The following is a 16481-nucleotide window of genomic DNA, read 5'->3' on the forward strand; positions in this document are numbered from 1 at the left end:
GGCCCACGTCCTTTCGCTAGATCTCGCCCACGATGCGCACGAAGTTCGCGAGCACCTTCGCACCCGCGTCCGAGCTCTTCTCGGGATGGAACTGCACGCCGAACACGCGGTCACGGTACTGCACCGCGCACGGGAACGTGACCGAGTGCGTCGTCACGGCCACGGTGGCCGGCGTGTCGGGTGCCACGTAGCTGTGCGTGAAGTAGAAGAACTCCCCCGGCGCCACGCCGTCGAACAGCGGACAAGCGAATTCAGCCTGTCCGCTCCCGCTGGGGACGACGGCACACGGCACGGCCTCGTCGCCGGGGGCGGGAGCGGTGCTCACCAAGCGAGTTCCGCACGAGCCGGAAGCGCCGGCGGCGCTTCCGTGCGAGCAGGACTGTCCGAGCGACTGAGCTTTGCTCCCGCCCCCGGCGACCCCGAGCGCACCCGCGCCCGCGCCCGCCGGAACGACGGCGTTCCACCCCACGTGCGGCACCTTGTAGGCGCGCCCCGCGGCGTCGACGCGCGGCATCCTTCCCACCACGCCGGGCAGGATCGCGAGCCCGCGCGGGCGGCGCGGCTCCTCGCCTTCGCCAACCTCGGGCGCGCCCTCCTCGCCCTCCTCGAACATGAGGTGCTCGCCCAGGCAGATGCCGAGGAACGGCACGCCGGCGTCCACGCGCGCGCGGACGGCCTCCATCTGCCCAAGCTCGGCCATGGTGGCCGCCGCGTCGGCGAAGGCGCCCACGCCCGGCAGCACGATGGCGTCGGCGCGCGCGATCACGTCCACGTCGTCGGTGATGCGCGCGTCGCCGCCCACCGCGGCCAGGCCGCGCTCGACGCTCTTCAGGTTCCCCTTGTGGTAGTCGACGACCGCTATCACAGCGCCCCCTTGGTCGAGGGCAGCGCGTCGCCCACGCGCGCATCGAGCTCGCACGCCTGGCGCAGCGCGCGGCCGCACGCCTTGAACGAGGCCTCCACCAGGTGGTGCGCGTTCTCACCCGCCAGCTGGCGGACATGCAGCGTCACGCCGGCGTTGGCGGCCAGCGCGATGAGGAACTCCTTCGCGAGCGACGTGTCGAACATCCCCAGCAGGCAGAGCGGCACGTCGACGGCGTAGTGCAGCTGGCCGCGCCCCGAGATGTCGCACGCGGCGAGCACGAGCGCCTCGTCCATGGGCAGCAGCTGCGAGCCGAAGCGCGCGATGCCGCGCTTGTCGCCGAGCGCGCGGGCGATGGCCTGCCCCAGCACGATGCCGACGTCCTCCACCGTATGGTGCGCGTCGACCTCGACGTCGCCGCGCGCCCGCACGCGCAGGTCGAACAGGCCGTGGCGCCCGAAGGCGTCGAGCATGTGGTCGAAGAACGGCACGCCGGTGTCGACGTCGACGACGCCCGTGCCGTCCAGGTTGATCTCGACGCTGATGTCGGTTTCCTTGGTGGTGCGCTCCACCGTTGCGGTTCTGCTCACGATCTCCCCTCCCCTTCCGTCAGCCCTCGGGGCGCAGCGCGAAGTCGCGCAGGCTCCTCAGGAACAGGTCGTTCTGCTCGGGCGTGCCGATGGTCACGCGCAGACCACCCTCCAGGTACGGCGCGCTGCTGAAGTCGCGCACGAGCACGCCGTGCGCGTAGAGGTACTCCCACGCCTCGGCCGCGCCGGCGATCTTGAAGAAGATCCAGTTCGAGTCCGACGGGTACGGGGTGACGCCCGGCACCTTGTGCAGCGCCTCCATCATGCGGGCGCGCTCGGAGATGATGGCCTCGATGCCCGGCTCGAACTTCGCGCGGTTGGCGAACACCACGCGCGCGATGGCTTGCGACACCGCGTCGACCGAGTAGGGCTGGCGCACCTTGACGAATTCGCGGATCACCCCGGGGTTCCCGAGGATGTAGCCCACGCGCACGCCCGCGAGCGAGAACGCCTTGGAGAACGTGCGCAGGATGACGAGGTTCTCGTGCGCGGCCAGGTGCGGGCGCATCGTCTGACGCGAGAACTCGAAGTACGCCTCGTCCACCATCACGAGCGCGTCCGTAGAGTCGAGCAGGCGCTCGAGGAACAAAGGCGGCGCCATGAGGCCCGTGGGGTTGTTGGGGCTCGCCACCGCCATGAAGTCGATGTCGCCCTGCGCCACGCGCGCGAGCACGGCCTCCTCGTCGATGGAGTAGTCGGGCTTGCGCGGGACGTCGACCACCGTGGTGTTCGTGAGGCGCGCGTTGGCCGCGTACACCGAGAACGTCGGCGGCAGGTTGAGGAACGTGCGCCCCGGGCCGCCCCACGCGAGCGCCAGGTTGAACAGAAGCTCGTCGCCGCCGTTGCCCACGAGCACCTGGTCGCGCTCGAGGCCGTTGGCCTCGGCGATCATGTCGCGCAGCTCGTTGGCGAGCGGGTCGGGGTAGCGGTTGAACGCCGTCTTCTTCACCTCGCGGATCGCCTGCGAGCGGATCTCATGGTCCACGTCGCGCGGGTTCTCGTTCGCGGAGAGGAGCGCCTCGGCGGGCAGGTACTTCGGATCATAGGGCATAAGGCCCCGAAGCTGGGGGGCGGATGCGCGCACCTTATTCATCGGCGGCCTCCCCTTCCTCAGCGTCGGCGCCGGCAACGTCGGAAGCGCCAGCCCCTGCCCCGGCGGCCTGCGCGACTCCGGCGCCGGCGGCGGCGCCAGCCCCGGCGGCCTGCGCGGCGGCGGCGGCCTCGAGCGCCTCCACGCGCAGCGCGACCGACTCGGCGTGCGCCCACAGGCCCTCGTGGCGCGCGATGCGCATGGTGGCCTGCGCGTCGTTTCTCAGCGCCTGGGGCGAGAACTGGATGATGGACGACTTCTTCACGAACTCGTCCACCGAGAGCGGGCTCGCGTAGCGCGCCGTGCCGCCCGTGGGCAGCGTGTGGTTGGGGCCCGCCACGTAGTCGCCGAGCGCCTCGGTGGTCCACTCGCCGAGGAAGATGGCGCCCGCGTTGCGGATGCTGCCCAGATAGCTCATGGCGTCGGCCACGTGCATCTCGAGGTGCTCCGGGGCGATGACGTTCACGGCTTGCAGGGCGGCCTCCATGCTCGGGCAGACGGTGATGAGGCCCTGTCCCTCGAGCGAGGCGCGCGTGATCTCGGCGCGCATGGAGCGCGCGAGGTGCCCCTCGATGGCAGCCTCCACGGCGTCGGCGTACGCCTCGGAGAACGTCACCAGGTAGCACGCCGCAAGCGGGTCATGCTCGGCCTGCGCCATGAGATCGATGGCCACGAGCGACGGGTCGGCCGCCTCGTCGGCCACCACGCACACCTCGGACGGCCCGGCGATCATGTCGATGCCCACGTCCCCCGAGACGATCTTCTTGGCGGCGGCCACGTACGCGTTGCCCGGGCCCGTGATCTTGGCGACCGGCTCGATGGACTCGGTGCCGTAGGCCAAAGCGCCGATGGCCTGCGCGCCGCCCACGGAGTAGATCTCGGTCACGCCCGCGATCTTGCACGCCGTGAGGATGCCCGCGTCAAGCGTGCCGTCCTTCGTCGGCGGCGTCACGCACACGATGCGCTCGACGCCCGCCACCTTCGCAGGCAGCGCGTTCATGAGCACGGTGGAGGGGTAGAGGGCGCGCCCGCCCGGCACGTAGATGCCCACCGACTCGAGCGGCGTCACCTTCGCGCCGAGGACGGCGCCGTCGGCGCGCGCGTAGATCCAGCTCTGCTGCACCTGGCGCTCGTGGAAGTCGCGGATCTGCGCGGCGGCGTGCTTGAGCGCCTCCACCGTGGCGGGCGCGACGTTCGCCTCGGCGGCCTCGATGGCCGCGGCTGGCACGCGGAAGTCCTCCAGGCGCACGCCGTCGAACTTCTCGGTGAAGTCGCGCAGGGCCGCGTCGCCGCGGGTGCGCACCTCCTCGATGATGGACGTGGCGGCCTCGAGCGCGCGGGCGTTGAAGGCGCCCGTGCGGTTGATGAGCGAGCTGGTGAACGTTTCGTCTGGGCTGAGGATGACGCGGCGCATCATGGTGATCTCCTATCTTTTGTCGGCAGGCCCGCACGGCCGTGCCCGGTGTCTTGCTCTTGGGTTACCCGACGGATGCGGCGGGTTTGGCGGGTGCGGCGGGTGCGACGCCGCTGTCGGCGGGCGCGGCTGGCTCAGCGGCGCTGCCGATGGGCTTTCCCGCGATGGGCTCGTAGGTGCTCTCGTCGGCGTGGCGTTGGAGCGCGCGCGCCAAGGCCGCGACGCGCTCGTCGGTGCGGAACGCGCAGGTGTTCGCGAAGAAGCGCGCCGTGGAGGACAGCACCTCCTCCACGACCACCAGGTTGTTCTCGCGCAGCGTGGTGCCCGTGGCCGTGATGTCGACGATGCGCTCGGCCATGCCCGTGAGCGGCGCGAGCTCGATGTTGCCGTGCAGCTTCACGATCTCCACCTGCACGCCGGTCTTGGCGTAGTGGGCGGACGTGATGTTGGGATACTTCGTGGCCACGCGGATGGAGCCGAGCTTGCGGTAGTGCTCGTCGATGGCGCCGCTTGCGCCTGCGGGCTCGGCCACCACGAAGCGGCACTCGCCGAACTTGAGGTCCACGAGCTCCACCACGTCGGGCGACGCCTCGAGCAGCGAGTCCTTCCCGCAGATGCCGCAGTCGGCGGCGCCGAGCGCCACGAACACCGGCGCGTCGGAGGGGCGCACGATGATGAAGTCCACGCCCGGGTTGCTGATGATGAGCTGGCGCCCCGGGTTGTCGAGGCCCGCGGTGTCGAGCCCCGCGGCGCCGAGGCACTCGAGGGCGTCGGCGGCCAGCGAGCCCTTCGGCACGGCGATGCGCAGGGGGCGCGCCATGCGGCCCGCGGCGCTGGCGGACGTGGCGGTCGCGCTGGGGGCAGCGCAGGCGGTCTCGCCGCCCTCCGCGGCCGGCGTGAATTCTGCAGCCTCGCCGCCCTCCGCGGCCGGCGCGGCTTTGGCGGCCTGCGCGGCCTTCTCCGCAGCGGCGGCGCTCATCACCTGCTCGAGGTAGAACGCGAAGCCCGCCGCCGGGCGCTCCACGCCGTAGGCGCCGATCATGTGGTCGTAGCGCCCGCCCGAGCCGAGCGGCGAGCCCAAATGCGGCGAGTACGCCGCGAACACGATGCCCGTGTAGTAGTCGAACGAGCTCATGACCGAGAAGTCGATGAGGATGCGGTCGGCCAGGCCGCGGTCGGACAGCGCGTTGAAGGTGCGCTCGAACTCGTCGAGGCCGTCGGCGCAGCCGAGCGGCACCACGAGCGAGCGCACGGCCTCGATGGCCTCGATGCCGCCGCGGATGCGCGGCAGCGCGCGGATGGCGTCGGCATAGGCCGGGGCCACGCCCGCGACGTCGACGTCGAGCGTGGCGTCGTCGAGGTCGGTCAGGCGGTCGAGCTCCACGAAGTCGGACGCGTGGTACGCCTCGAGCACGGCGGCCTTCCACGCCTCGGGCGCGCCCGAGCGGTCGAGCAGCGCGCGCAGGACGCCCACCGTGGCGAGCGCCAGCGAGAAGTCGTCCACGCCGCTCTCGCGCACCGCGTCGATGAACAGCCCCACGATCTCGGCGTCGGCCTCGAACCCCTCCTCGCCGATGCACTCCACGCCGAACTGCGTCATCTCGCGCTCGGCGGCCTGCGCGTCGGCCTCCGTCTCGCGGAAGACGCGCTGCGTGTAGCGGAAGCGCAGCGGCCCCTCCTCGTTGCGCAGGCGCGTGGCGCACATGCGCGCGATCTGCAGCGTGACGTCGGGGCGCATGGCCAGAAGGTCGCCGCGCGAGTCGAAGAACTTGAACGACGAGCCCGGCAGGCGCCCGCCGGCGCGCATGACGTCGAGGACCTCGAGCGTGGGGGTCTCTATGGGGAGGTAGCCGCGGTCAGCGAAGAGCTGCTGCACCGCGCGCGTGATCGTCTCTCTCGCGCGCGCCTCCTGCGTGAGGACGTCGCGGAAACCAGAGGGGGTGACAAGGTTCACAGGTGCTTTCCTTCTCCAACGTATTCTCAGACAGCTTATGGTACTGCTCGCGCGCCGCCCGGGTAAGCAGCGCGGCGAAAACAGCGGATTTTCAGCATGCGCCGTCGGCGTGCGACCGCACCCGCGCAACATGCGCCGCCACACGACCGGCACGCAGCCACGTGCGATCGGCGTGCATCGGCGTACGCCGACTCCACACGGCTGGCGCGCAACCTTGCGCAACCAGCGTGAGCCGTCGGCAATCCACTTCATGCGACCGCGCGAGACTGGCGTGCGACCGCATAGGATTCCGGCAGCGCCCCATACTTTAGCACAGTAGAGTGATAAAGCAAGCGTTCGCGTCGAATTGATCGCGAGAAGCTGCCGAAAGGCGCGCGGCGAGCCCTGTCGCGCCCTGCCCTACTCCACCGGCTCGATGATGAGGGCGCGCAGGATGCCGGGAGTCTCGTAGGCGCGCTTGCCCGCGCCCATGCCCACGCGCTTGACGGTGAAGCGCTCGGGGAGTTTGTCGATCGTGCGCACGGCGGCCGCCACGGCGGCGCCCGTCGGCGTCACGAGCTCGCCGCGCACGTCGAGCACACGCAGCACGAGGCCATGGGCTGCGGCGATGTTGACCACCGCGGGAACGGGCACGGGGATGACGCCGTGCTGACAGCGCACCGTGCCGCGCCCCTCCGCGAGCTCGGTGACGACCACCCCCTCGACATGCAGGCTGTCGAGCGCCGCGGCGACGGCCACCACGTCGGCGATGGAGTCGACGGCTCCCACCTCGTGGAAGTGGACTTCGCCGACGGGCACGCCGTGCGCCTGCGCCTCGGCCTCGGCTATGATCGCGAACACCTCGCGCGCGATCGCCTTCGCACCTGGAGTCATGTCGGCGGCGTCGATGAGGGAGGCGATCTCCGCCATCCCGCGGTGCTCGTGCGGGTGCGCGTGCCCCTGCGCGCCAGCGCCTTCATAAGCGTGCGCATGCGCGTGGCCGTCCTCGCCTGCGTGTGCGTGACCTTGGTCGTCCTCGTGCGCGTGCGGCTCGTGCGGATGCGTGTGACTTCCCTCGTGCGTATGCGCATGCTCACAACCCGTGCCGTGCAGGTACTCCATGTCGTGGTCGTGGTTCTCGTGCTCCGCGTCGAGCACCACGTCGAAGTCGCACACGTCCAGGCCCGACTTCACCACACGCGTGATGCGCACCTCGAACCCCTCGACTGGCAGGCTCGCGAGGGCGCGGCGCACCGCCCCCTCGTCAGCGCCCGCGTCGAGCAGCGCCGCCGCGCACATGTCGCCGCTGATGCCCGACGAGCACTCCAACCACAAAACGCTTCCCACTCAAACTCCCTTCTCAAGGCACCGCGTTCGCAAGGCACTCCGCTCGCAAGGCGCTCCGCCTGCAAGACGTCATACGACTCACGATGTTTCACGTGAAACATCGGTTCGCACAAACGAATGTTTCATGTGAAACATTCCGCCCGCGGCGCGCGACACGCCGCCAGGCAGGCGCTCGCTCCGCTCAACCGCCCACGCACACCGCACATCGCGCCCGCAGGGCGCACGTGCGCCGCCGGCCCTACGCGCCCGCGCGGGCGGAGAGGTGGTTGATGAGGCTCGCCTGATAGGCTGCGCCGAACCCGTTGTCGATGTTGACCACCGACACCCCGCTCGCACATGAGTTCAGCATCGCGAGCAGCGCCGTCACGCCGCCGAACGCCGTCCCGTAGCCCACGGACGTGGGCACCGCGATCACCGGGCACGCCACCATGCCGCCGATCACGCTCGCGAGCGCGCCCTCCATGCCCGCCACGGCGATGACCACCTGCGCGCGGGCGAGCTCGTCCGAGCACGCGAGCAGCCGGTGGATGCCCGCCACGCCCACGTCGAGCAGGCGCACCACCTCGTTGCCGAGGAACTGCGCCGTGAGCGCCGCCTCCTCGGCCACGGCGACGTCGCTCGTGCCCGCCGCGGCGACCACGACCACGCCGTCGCCGTCGGGCGCGGGCATGCCGCCCGCCACGCCCAGGCGCGCCTCGGGGTAGTACGCCAGCTCGCACGCGTCCCCCAGAAGCTCCTGCGCCGCGGTGTGCTTCGCCTCGTCGAGCCGCGTCACCAGCACGCGCGGCTGGCCGCCCGAAAGCAGCGCCTGCACGATGCCCGCGATCTGCCCATGCGTCTTCCCCTCGCCGAAGACCACCTCGCCAGCGCCCTGCCGCGCGCCGCGCGCGAGGTCAGCCCGCGCGTACCCCAAGTCCGTGAAGCCGCGCGCCTGGTCGATCTCGGCGCACAACGCACGAGAAGCCTCGTCAACGGCGAGGCTTCCCTCTGCGACGGCGCGCAGCATGTATTCGATTTCCCGTGCCTTGCAAACCATGTAGTGCTAGTAGTTCTCCTCTGTGAAGCGGATGGCGTTCTCACCCGCTAAAACCGTCTCCTCGTAATTCTCGATCTTGTAGTCGAGTTTCGCAAGAGCTTCTTGGAGCTCTCCGATGCGTCTCCTGAGTCGGCTGCGCTGTTGCTCGAGCAGATCCCTGCGCTGAAGCAACGTTCCGTCACCCTGCTCGAGCAACTCCATGTACTCAACGAGAGCCTCGATGGACATGCCCGCGTCGCGCATGCACTTGACGAATTCAACCGTTCGGCAGCTGCTTTCGTCGTAGTCACGAATGCCGCTCTTGTTGCGCGGCACGTGGCGGAGAAGTCCGATTCTTTCGTAGTACCGAAGGGTGTCGGCAGAGATGTCGTACCGTTTGCTCACTTCTGCAATCTTCATTGCGCTCCTTAATTTGCAAACGTAATCATCCCCACATCCAATAAGGCGTATTACACCATATGGAGTTAACTGCAAGTCAATACACGCGCAATGATTCCGCCCGCGTAGGGCACGATTCCTCCACAAAGGAAAAGCCGCGCCCCACGCGAACCCAAGCAAAAGCCGGCCTCCGCCGAGCCGCTTTCAAGCCGCGCCCACGCGGCGGCGCCACCCAGCCAAGGCCGCGCCCGCACAAGGGCGCCACCCAGCCGAAGCCGCGCCCCACGCGGGCTCGCGAGGCGTCACGAAGCGAGCAGCACCGCCTGGTACATGCTCCACACCATGAAGACGATGACGGCGAGCGCTGCCGTCACCACGCACTTCACGGGCAGGGGCCAGTCGCCGCGCCACATGAGCACCAAGCCCACCGGCCAGAGCACCACCAAGAAGAAGATGATCCAGAACGTCTCCCGGTACCACTTCTTGGCAGAAGGGTCGCGAACGATGGTGTTCGCCTCCCGATGGCTGCGATGCTGCCAGTCGCCCGGCCTGCGCTCGTTGCCCATGACGCCTCCCCTCCGCTACTCGGCAAGCCTCCTCGCCAGCAGCTCGTTGATGACCTTCGGGTTGCCTTGTCCTCGCATCTTCTTCATGCACTGTCCCACGAAGAACCCTATGACCTTGGTGTTGCCGTCCTTGTAGCGCGCCACCTCGTCGGGGTTCGCGGCGATCACCTCGGCGACCACGGCCTCGATGGCGCCCGTGTCGGACACCTGCTTCATGCCGCGCTCCTCCACGATGGCCTCCGGGTCCTTGTCCTCGGCGAGCACCGCGGCGAAGACCTGCCTGGCCTGCTTGGACGAGATGGCGTCGGACGCCTGCAGCCGCACGAGCTCGACGGCGCGCGCGGGGGAGAGCGGCGTCGCGGCGAGCGCCACGCCCTCCGCGTTCAGATACGCCGTGACGTCGTTGATGATGAGGTTCGCCACTGGCTTGGCGAGCTTGGCCGCCTCGCCGCCGGCCGCCTCCATGCACGCCTCGAAGAAGCGGGACGTCTCGCGGTGCTCCACCAAATGCCGCGCGTCGTAAGCCGAGAGCCCGAACGCCTCCTCGAAGCGGCGGGCCTTCTGGTCGGGCAGCTCGGGCAGCTTGGCGCGCACGCGCTCGATGAACGCGTCGGTGAGGTCGTAGGGCGCCAGGTCGGGCTCGGGGAACAGGCGGTAGTCGTCGGCCGTCTCCTTCACGCGCATCACGATGGTGCGCTTGGCGGAGGGATCCCAGTGACGCGTCTCCTGGTAGATGACGCCGCCCTCCTCGAGCACCTCCGCCTGGCGGCAGATCTCGTAGGCCAGGCCGTCGTGCAGGTTCTTGAACGAGTTCATGTTCTTGAGCTCGGTCTTCGTGCCGAACTCCTTGGCCCCGCGGCGGCGCAGGCTCACGTTGCCGTCGCAGCGCAGCGAGCCCTCCTCCATGGAGCAGTCCGAGATGCCGATGGCCAGGTAGATCTGGCGCAGCTTCTGCATGAACAGGCGCGCCTCCTCGGGCGTGCGCAGGTCGGGCTCGGTCACGAGCTCGATCAAAGGCGTGCCCGCGCGGTTGTAGTCCACGAGCGAGTGCGTGGCGCCGGCGATGCGGCCCTCGCCGCCGCCGACGTGCACCATCTTGCCCGCGTCCTCCTCCATGTGGATGCGCGTGATGCCCACGTGCGCCACGTAGCCGTCCTCGGTGCGCGTGATGTTGCCGTCGCTCTCGCCTACGCCCAGGTCGTCCAGGCGGTAGCGCTCGCGCGCGGCCGGGCCGTCGACGTCGAGGTCCAGATGCCCGCGCATGCAGAACGCCACGGGGCCCTGAGTGGTCTGGAAGTTCTTCGCCATGTCGGGGTACATGTAGTTCTTGCGGTAGAACATCGAGTGCTTCTCGATGTCGCAGTTGGTGGCCAGGCCCGCCAGCACGATGGACTCGATGGCGGCCTTGTTCGGCACGGGCAGGGCGCCCGGCAGCCCCAGGCACACGGGGCAGGTGTGGGTGTTCGGCTCGGCGCCGAACTCCAGCTTGCAGCCGCAGAACATCTTCGTGTTCAGCGTGGTCAGCTCGGCGTGGATCTCGAGGCCGATGACAGCCTCCCATGTCTCAAAAACCTCTTCGAGCTTCTTCACGAGCTACTCACCCGCCTTTCCGTCGGCGAAGTCAGGCGCGACGGGCGCCGGGCCGTAGACCGTCTCGAGCGCCGCGGCCGCGCGCAGCATGTTCTTGTCGCGGAAGGCCGGCGCGATGAGCTGCGCGCCGACCGGCATGCCCGTCTCGGCGCCGAGGCCGATCGGCATCGACATGCCGCCGTTGCCTGCGATGTTGATGGAGATGGTGAACATGTCGGACAGGTACATCTCGGTGGGGTCGGCGATCTCGCCGAAGCGAAACGCCGTGCGCGGCGCCACCGGCGCCAGGATGCAGTCGACCTGCTCGAAGGCGCGCGCGTAGTCCTGCGTGATGAGGGTGCGCACCTGCTGGGCCGGGTAGTAGTACGTGTCGTACACGCCCGCGGACAGAAGGTAGCTGCCGAGCATGATGCGGCGGCGCGCCTCGGGGCCGAAGCCGTTCGCGCGGCTGGCCTCGTACTGGCCGCCGAGGTCCTTGTGCCCCGGGTCGCAGTAGCCGTAGCGCACGCTGTCGAAGCGCGCGAGGTTCGAGAACGCCTCGCAGGGGCCGAGCACGTAGTAGGCGCTCATGGCGGCCTGCGCGTTGGGGAGCTCCACCTCCACGAGCTCGGCGCCGAGCTCCTCGAGCTTGACGGCCGCCTCGGCCACCTTGTCGCGCACCTCGGGGGTGAGGCCGGCGGCGTCCATGAACGCCGGGACCACGCCGATCCTCATGCCGCGCACGCCCTCGGCGAGGTTGGCCGTGAAGTCGACCGTGACCTCCTGGCTCGTGCAGTCGAGCTCGTCGCGGCCGGCGATGGCGTTCAGGGTGAGCGCCGCGTCCTCCACCGTGCGGGCGAAGGGGCCCACCTGGTCGAGCGAGCTGCCGAAGGCCACCACGCCGTAGCGCGAGACCACGCCGTAGGTGGGCTTGACGGCCACGATGCCGCAGAAGCTGCCCGGCTGGCGGATGGAGCCGCCCGTGTCGGAGCCGAGCGTCACGGGCACGAGGCCCGCCGCCACGGCCGCGGCGCTGCCGCCCGAGGAGCCTCCCGGGACGCGGCCGAGGTCCCACGGGTTGCGCGTGGGGCCGAACGCCGAGGTCTCGGTGGAGGAGCCGAAGGCGAACTCGTCCATGTTGAGCTTGCCGACGGGCAGCGCGCCCGCCTCGAGCGTGCGCGCCACGCACGTGGCCGTGTAGGGCGACACGTAGCTCTCCAGCATGCGCGACGAGCACGTGGTGTGCGTGCCCGCGAGGTTCATGTTGTCCTTGTACGCCACGGGCACGCCGGCGAGGGGCCCGAGCTCACAGAGGCCGCGGCCCGCCGCGAGCGCCGCGTCGACGCGCGCCGCGGCCTCGAGCGCCGCTTCCTCGGTGGTCTCGAGGAAGGCGTGCACCTGCGCGTCAGCGGCGCCGATGCGCTCGAACGTGCCGCGCGCCACCTCGGCGGCCGAGAACTCCCGGGCGATAAGGCCCGCCTGGATGGCGCGCACGCTCAGGGAGCCGAACGTCTGCGAAGCCGTCATCAGCGGTCACCCCCCTCGCCCAAGATGGACGGGATGAGGAAGCAGCCGTCCTGCTGCTTGGGGGCGTTCTCGAGCGCCACGCCTTGCGTGAAGCCCTCGCGCTCCACGTCCTCGCGCATGACGTTGGACAAGTCGCCGATGGGGTGGAACGTGGGCTCGACGCCCGCGAGGTCGTATTCGGTGATGGGAGCCAGCGAGTCGATGATGGCGTTCAGGTCAACCGTCATCTGCTTGACTTCCTCATCGTCGAGGCCGATGCGCGTGTATTCGGCGATGCCGCGCACATCATGCTCGGATAGGTGCTGTGTCATGGTTGGTCGGTCCTCTTTCGGATTGCTCATCGCCGCAGCGCGCGGCGGACTCATAGCAAACCATGATAGCAAACCCGCGAACCGATGAACCCGCACGTGGCGCGCGCGTTAGAGATTTAACACGAAGCCGCGGCGGCGAGGGTCGCGCGGATCGCGCGCCGCGGCCACGTCACATCCCGAGCTCGCGCGCCGCGGCGGCGAGGGTTGCGCGCGTGAGGGGCTCGCCGTGCGGCACGTGGGTGGCGAGGCAAGAGAAGCGCGGCTTGTCGGCGAGATAGGCGTCCGCGGGCAGGCCCGCCCGCGCGGCGAGCGCGCGGGAGGAGGCGCGCACGTCGGCCTTGGCGAGCCCTGCGCGGCGCAACGGCGAGACGACGCCCGCCTCGTCAAGCGAGCGGAAGCCCGGGCGGCGCGCCGGGTCGTCGCTCGCGTTGGTGCCGTCGGCGAGCACCGCAAAGCCGTCGGCGCGCGCCGCCTGCCAAATGCGCGCGAAGATGAAGCGCTTGCAGAGGCGGCAGCGGTCGGGCGGGTTCGCGCAGATGTCGGCCTGGGAGAGCACGTCGGCCTCGATCACGCGCAGGGGCACGCCGACGCGCGCGGCCACCGCGCGGGCGTCGACGAGCTCGAAGGCCGGCTGGAAGGCCGTGCTCACCAGGTACGCCCCCACCTCGCAGCCCGCCGCGCGCGCGGCCGCGAGCAGGTACGCCGAGTCGGTGCCGCCCGAGAAGGCCACCGCGAGCCGCGGGGTGCGCGCGAGAAACGCCTCAAGCGGCTCCGCGCCGAGGCGCTGCCCCTCCCCCACCCACGCCGCGTCGGGGGCCACCGCGCGCTCTGCGGGATGCTCGATCACGCGCATGTCAAGCCGCAGCGTCTGCTCGACGATGCGCATGAGCACCTCGTCGCTCACCTCGGGTTCCACCTTCAAGAGCCCCACCAGGCCGAACAGCACCACGCAGAACATCTCGCGCACGAGGTCGATCTCCACCTGGTGGTAGGCGGCGTACTCGGTGACGATGTGCTCGTTGATGCAGTCGACCGTCTCGCGCACGGCGCGCACGTCGAACGCGTCACGCTGCCCGAGCTCCTCGAGCACGCGGATCATGGGGCGCGGGCCGTCGGCGTCGTAGAGCGCGAGGCGCAGGGCGCGCACGCCCTTTTTGAGCGAGGCGGGCGTGTCGCCGAACACGCGCAGCTCGTTCCACACGAGCACCGTCTCCACGAGGTCGGCCACGTAGTCGTCGAGCACGGCGTCGATGACGGCCTGCTTGCTGGCGAAGTAGTAGTAGAACAGCTCGCGCGTGATGCCCGCCTCGGCGGCGATGGCCGTGACGGTGGTCGCGCGCACGCCGTCGCGCTCGAAGCACGCCCGCGCCGCCTGCATGATGTCGCCGGCCTGCCCGCCGAGCCGCACGACGGCCGCGTCCTTCTGCCGCCCCGTGATGCGCACGCGGCGGCCGCCATCCTGCGCACGGCAGGGACGCTCGGGCATGGGCGGCTCCTTTCGGCTACTCGTTCTCCTCGACGACGCGTCGGTACGCCGCGGTGTCGGCGTAGATCTCGTCGGCAAGCGGGTTCAGCTTGGCGCGGCGGATGCGAACGACCTGCCATGCGGCAAGCGCCACGTTCGACGCCAGCGCGACCAAGCTTACCACGAAAAACGCCGTGGGGTTGTGCGTGGTGGGAATGGGGGCCAGCACGTCAGCGAACTGCGGGACCGTCATGACGAACATGATCCACAGCGCGAGCGTCTGCGCGCGATGCTGCAGCCACGCGCCCCGCTTGATGAAGAAGGTGGGGATGGTGCAGGCGAGCAGGAGCGCCAAGCCGCAGTAGGCGGAGTGGTCGGAGATGCAGTTGTAGGTGTAGGCGAAGTTCCACAGATCGTAGGCGATGATCCACGCCCAGATCATGTCCGGCCAGATCATGTCGCGCGTTCGGTCCTTCGATATGATGATGCCGAACCAGCCGCAGATGGTGAGGATGTTCAGGATGCCCGCGATGCCGTTCATGATGTTCCACGGGCCGGAGATGGTCCACAGGTTGTCGACGGTGCCTCCCGCCCACAAGCCGAAGCTGAACACCTGGAAGTCGCGGACGACCGCCTCGGCGATGTTGACGGCCAGGATGAGCGGCGGGAAGCACAGCGCCCAGCGCTTCTCGTAGAGGTGGTGGACCTGGCCGTCCTTGCCCTTCCACGTGACGAAGCGCAGGGCCATGAACCCGAGGCAGCCCGCGAGCGCCGAGTAGGTCTTAACCCAGTTGAACCACGTGCCCGTGCCGTACTCGTTGCCGGGGGCGGCGGTGGTCGGCCACACGAATATCGTGAGGAGGACCGGCACGACGAGGAAGAGCGTGATGCCCGCCCAGGGCCTCACGCGCCCCAACTCGTTGAACGCCATCAGGGCAAAGAGAACGAACAGCCATATGGCCAAGTAGATCGGGTCTGCTGCCTGGTAGAGAACTCCCATGCCCGCCCCTTCCTCTCGAATGGGGAGGCACGCGCTCCCCCTGACGGCTGGAGTGTAGCATCTGGGAGCAGGCGGAGTCTTTACAGAACGGGCCCGCCTGTAAACAGGCAGGCCCGGGGAAACCGCAGGCAGCGATCGCCGTGCGCGGCGGCGCGGCAGGGGCCTCGGAAGCGGGCGCCCCTCAAGGCCGCCGCGGCAGGCAGCGGGCGCGGGCGCTCCGGCATTCTACTCGAACAGCGCGGCGGCGCGGGCGAGCTCGGACGTGATCGCGATGTGCTGCGGGCACACGCGCTCGCACGCCCCGCAGCCGACGCAGCTCGACGCGGGGTGCGCGCCGGTGCTCCACGCGTAGTTCTCCTTCGCGCGGCGCTCGTCGCCGAACTGCGCCATGATGTTCAGGCTCTCGAGCGCAGAGGGGATGCCGATGTGCTGCGGGCAGCCCTTCACGCAGTAGCGGCAGTCGGTGCACGGCACGGTGGGCGCGTCATCCAAGATGCCGCGCACGCGCTCGACCACGGCCGCCTCCTCGGCGGTCAGCGGCTTGAAGTCGCGCATGACGCCCACGTTCTCGCGCATCTGATCGATGTTCGACATGCCCGAGAGCACCGTGAGCACGCCGGGCAGCGACGCGGCGAAGCGCAGCGCCCACGAGGCGAGCGGAGCTGAGGGGTTCGCCTCGGTGAGCACGGCGCGCGCAGCGGGAGGCAGCTTCACGAGCGAGCCGCCCTTCACCGGCTCCATCACGATGACGGGCAGGCCGTGCGCGCGGGCCACCTCGTAGCACTTGCGCGACTCCACCTTGGGGTTCTCCCAGTCGGCGTAGTTGATCTGCAGCTGCACGAAGTCCACCTCGGGATGCGCGGCGAGCAGCGCCTCAAGCGCTGCGGCTTTGTCGTGGATGGAGAAGCCCACGCGGCGGATGAGCCCCTCGGCCTTCTTCTGCTGCACGAACTCCCAGAGCCCGTAGTCCTCGAACTGCTGCGAGAGCTCGCCGCCGAGGTTGTGCAGCAGGTAGTAGTCGAAGTACCCCGCGCCCGTGCGCTCAAGCGAGATGTCGAGCATGCCGCGCGCCTCCGCGGCGCTCTTCGCCGCCCAGGCGGGCAGCTTGGTGGCCAGCTGGAAGCTCTCGCGCGGGTAGCGGTCCACGAGCGCGCGCTTGATGGCGGGCTCCGACGCGCCGTCGTGGTAGGTGAACGCCGTGTCGAAGTAGGAGAAGCCGGCGCCCATGAACTCGTCGACCATGGCGCACACCTGCTCGACGTCGATGGGCTCCCCGCCCCGGTCGGTCGCCTCGCCGATGTTGCGCGCGCTGCCGCTCGCGCAGACCGGCAGCCGCATGAGCCCGAACCCCAGCTTCTTGATGCCAGCGCCGGCGCCGCTTCGGGCGTCGGGT

General features: G+C 69.8%; 15 protein-coding genes. All 15 read right to left on the reverse strand.

All coding sequences use genetic code 11. The annotated features are described in order from the left end of the window. Positions 1–16 precede the first annotated feature (16 nt). The 15 genes from G7Y50_RS05535 to G7Y50_RS05605 all read right to left on the reverse strand — a co-directional run bounded on the left by G7Y50_RS05535 (position 17) and on the right by G7Y50_RS05605 (position 16426). The gene (locus G7Y50_RS05535; protein WP_165056783.1) at positions 17–865 is read right to left on the reverse strand and encodes an imidazole glycerol phosphate synthase subunit HisH; all 849 of its coding nucleotides are present in this window, start codon (positions 863–865) and stop codon (positions 17–19) included. Beyond that, positions 862–1455 carry an imidazoleglycerol-phosphate dehydratase HisB gene (gene hisB / locus G7Y50_RS05540; RefSeq protein WP_165056785.1) on the reverse strand — a complete coding sequence of 198 codons (594 nt, stop codon included), beginning with the start codon at positions 1453–1455 and terminating at the stop codon, positions 862–864. Before hisB ends, G7Y50_RS05535 begins: the two co-directional genes overlap by 4 nt. A 16-nt stretch (positions 1456–1471) precedes the next feature. Beyond that, on the reverse strand, positions 1472–2545 hold the full coding sequence (gene hisC / locus G7Y50_RS05545) for a histidinol-phosphate transaminase (RefSeq protein WP_165056784.1): 1074 nt from the start codon (positions 2543–2545) through the stop codon (positions 1472–1474). After that, on the reverse strand, positions 2538–3956 hold the full coding sequence (gene hisD, locus G7Y50_RS05550) for a histidinol dehydrogenase (protein WP_165056971.1): 1419 nt from the start codon (positions 3954–3956) through the stop codon (positions 2538–2540). The genes hisC and hisD overlap by 8 nt, the downstream gene beginning before the upstream one ends. Before the next feature lie 64 nt (positions 3957–4020). Continuing rightward, entirely contained in the window at positions 4021–5910 is a 1890-nt protein-coding gene (hisZ, locus tag G7Y50_RS05555; protein WP_165055321.1) for an ATP phosphoribosyltransferase regulatory subunit, read from the reverse strand. A gap of 399 nt (positions 5911–6309) precedes the next feature. Next, entirely contained in the window at positions 6310–7236 is a 927-nt protein-coding gene (larC, locus tag G7Y50_RS05560) for a nickel insertion protein (protein WP_165055319.1), read from the reverse strand. A 238-nt stretch (positions 7237–7474) separates the two neighbouring features. Then, positions 7475–8272, reverse strand: coding sequence for a nickel pincer cofactor biosynthesis protein LarB (larB, locus tag G7Y50_RS05565; protein WP_165055317.1), 798 nt, complete (start codon positions 8270–8272; stop codon positions 7475–7477). Between the two features lie 6 nt (positions 8273–8278). Then, a complete protein-coding gene (locus G7Y50_RS05570; RefSeq protein ID WP_165055315.1) occupies positions 8279–8671 on the reverse strand; it encodes a MerR family transcriptional regulator in 393 nt (130 codons plus the stop codon). A gap of 281 nt (positions 8672–8952) precedes the next feature. After that, positions 8953–9216: a holotricin-3 gene (locus tag G7Y50_RS05575; protein WP_165055309.1), complete on the reverse strand. Its 264-nt coding sequence runs from the start codon at positions 9214–9216 to the stop codon at positions 8953–8955. Positions 9217–9231: 15 nt separating this feature from the next. Further along, positions 9232–10806 (reverse strand): Asp-tRNA(Asn)/Glu-tRNA(Gln) amidotransferase subunit GatB, encoded by a 1575-nt coding sequence (gene gatB, locus G7Y50_RS05580; RefSeq protein WP_165055307.1) that lies wholly within the window; start codon positions 10804–10806, stop codon positions 9232–9234. Between the two features lie 3 nt (positions 10807–10809). Further along, positions 10810–12312: an Asp-tRNA(Asn)/Glu-tRNA(Gln) amidotransferase subunit GatA gene (gene gatA, locus G7Y50_RS05585; RefSeq protein ID WP_165055305.1), complete on the reverse strand. Its 1503-nt coding sequence runs from the start codon at positions 12310–12312 to the stop codon at positions 10810–10812. Beyond that, positions 12312–12623 carry an Asp-tRNA(Asn)/Glu-tRNA(Gln) amidotransferase subunit GatC gene (gatC, locus tag G7Y50_RS05590; protein WP_165055303.1) on the reverse strand — a complete coding sequence of 104 codons (312 nt, stop codon included), beginning with the start codon at positions 12621–12623 and terminating at the stop codon, positions 12312–12314. The genes gatA and gatC overlap by 1 nt, the downstream gene beginning before the upstream one ends. Positions 12624–12792: 169 nt before the next feature. Next, positions 12793–14109, reverse strand: coding sequence for a TetR family transcriptional regulator (locus G7Y50_RS12035; protein WP_241156510.1), 1317 nt, complete (start codon positions 14107–14109; stop codon positions 12793–12795). A gap of 16 nt (positions 14110–14125) precedes the next feature. Continuing rightward, the gene (locus G7Y50_RS05600; RefSeq protein ID WP_165055301.1) at positions 14126–15088 is read right to left on the reverse strand and encodes a DUF5692 family protein; all 963 of its coding nucleotides are present in this window, start codon (positions 15086–15088) and stop codon (positions 14126–14128) included. Positions 15089–15313: 225 nt separating this feature from the next. Beyond that, positions 15314–16426, reverse strand: coding sequence for an aldo/keto reductase (locus G7Y50_RS05605; protein ID WP_165055327.1), 1113 nt, complete (start codon positions 16424–16426; stop codon positions 15314–15316). Between the last annotated feature and the right edge of the window lie 55 nt (positions 16427–16481).

This window comes from Adlercreutzia sp. ZJ176 (genome assembly GCF_011038975.1).
In the GTDB taxonomy this organism is placed as follows: Bacteria; Actinomycetota; Coriobacteriia; order Coriobacteriales; family Eggerthellaceae; genus CAAEEV01.

Bases quoted from the DNA above. Each gene is read 5' to 3' on its own strand.
- larB (WP_165055317.1), bottom strand. From the start codon at position 8,272: ATGGTTTGCAAGGCACGGGAAATCGAATACATGCTGCGCGCCGTCGCA.
- G7Y50_RS05570 (WP_165055315.1), bottom strand. From the start codon at position 8,671: ATGAAGATTGCAGAAGTGAGCAAACGGTACGACATCTCTGCCGACACC.
- gatA (WP_165055305.1), bottom strand. From the start codon at position 12,312: ATGACGGCTTCGCAGACGTTCGGCTCCCTGAGCGTGCGCGCCATCCAG.
- gatC (WP_165055303.1), bottom strand. From the start codon at position 12,623: ATGACACAGCACCTATCCGAGCATGATGTGCGCGGCATCGCCGAATAC.
- G7Y50_RS05600 (WP_165055301.1), bottom strand. From the start codon at position 15,088: ATGGGAGTTCTCTACCAGGCAGCAGACCCGATCTACTTGGCCATATGG.
- G7Y50_RS05605 (WP_165055327.1), bottom strand. From the start codon at position 16,426: ATGCGGCTGCCGGTCTGCGCGAGCGGCAGCGCGCGCAACATCGGCGAG.
- G7Y50_RS12035 (WP_241156510.1), bottom strand. From the start codon at position 14,109: ATGCCCGAGCGTCCCTGCCGTGCGCAGGATGGCGGCCGCCGCGTGCGC.
- hisC (WP_165056784.1), bottom strand. From the start codon at position 2,545: ATGAATAAGGTGCGCGCATCCGCCCCCCAGCTTCGGGGCCTTATGCCC.
- hisD (WP_165056971.1), bottom strand. From the start codon at position 3,956: ATGCGCCGCGTCATCCTCAGCCCAGACGAAACGTTCACCAGCTCGCTC.
- G7Y50_RS05575 (WP_165055309.1), bottom strand. From the start codon at position 9,216: ATGGGCAACGAGCGCAGGCCGGGCGACTGGCAGCATCGCAGCCATCGG.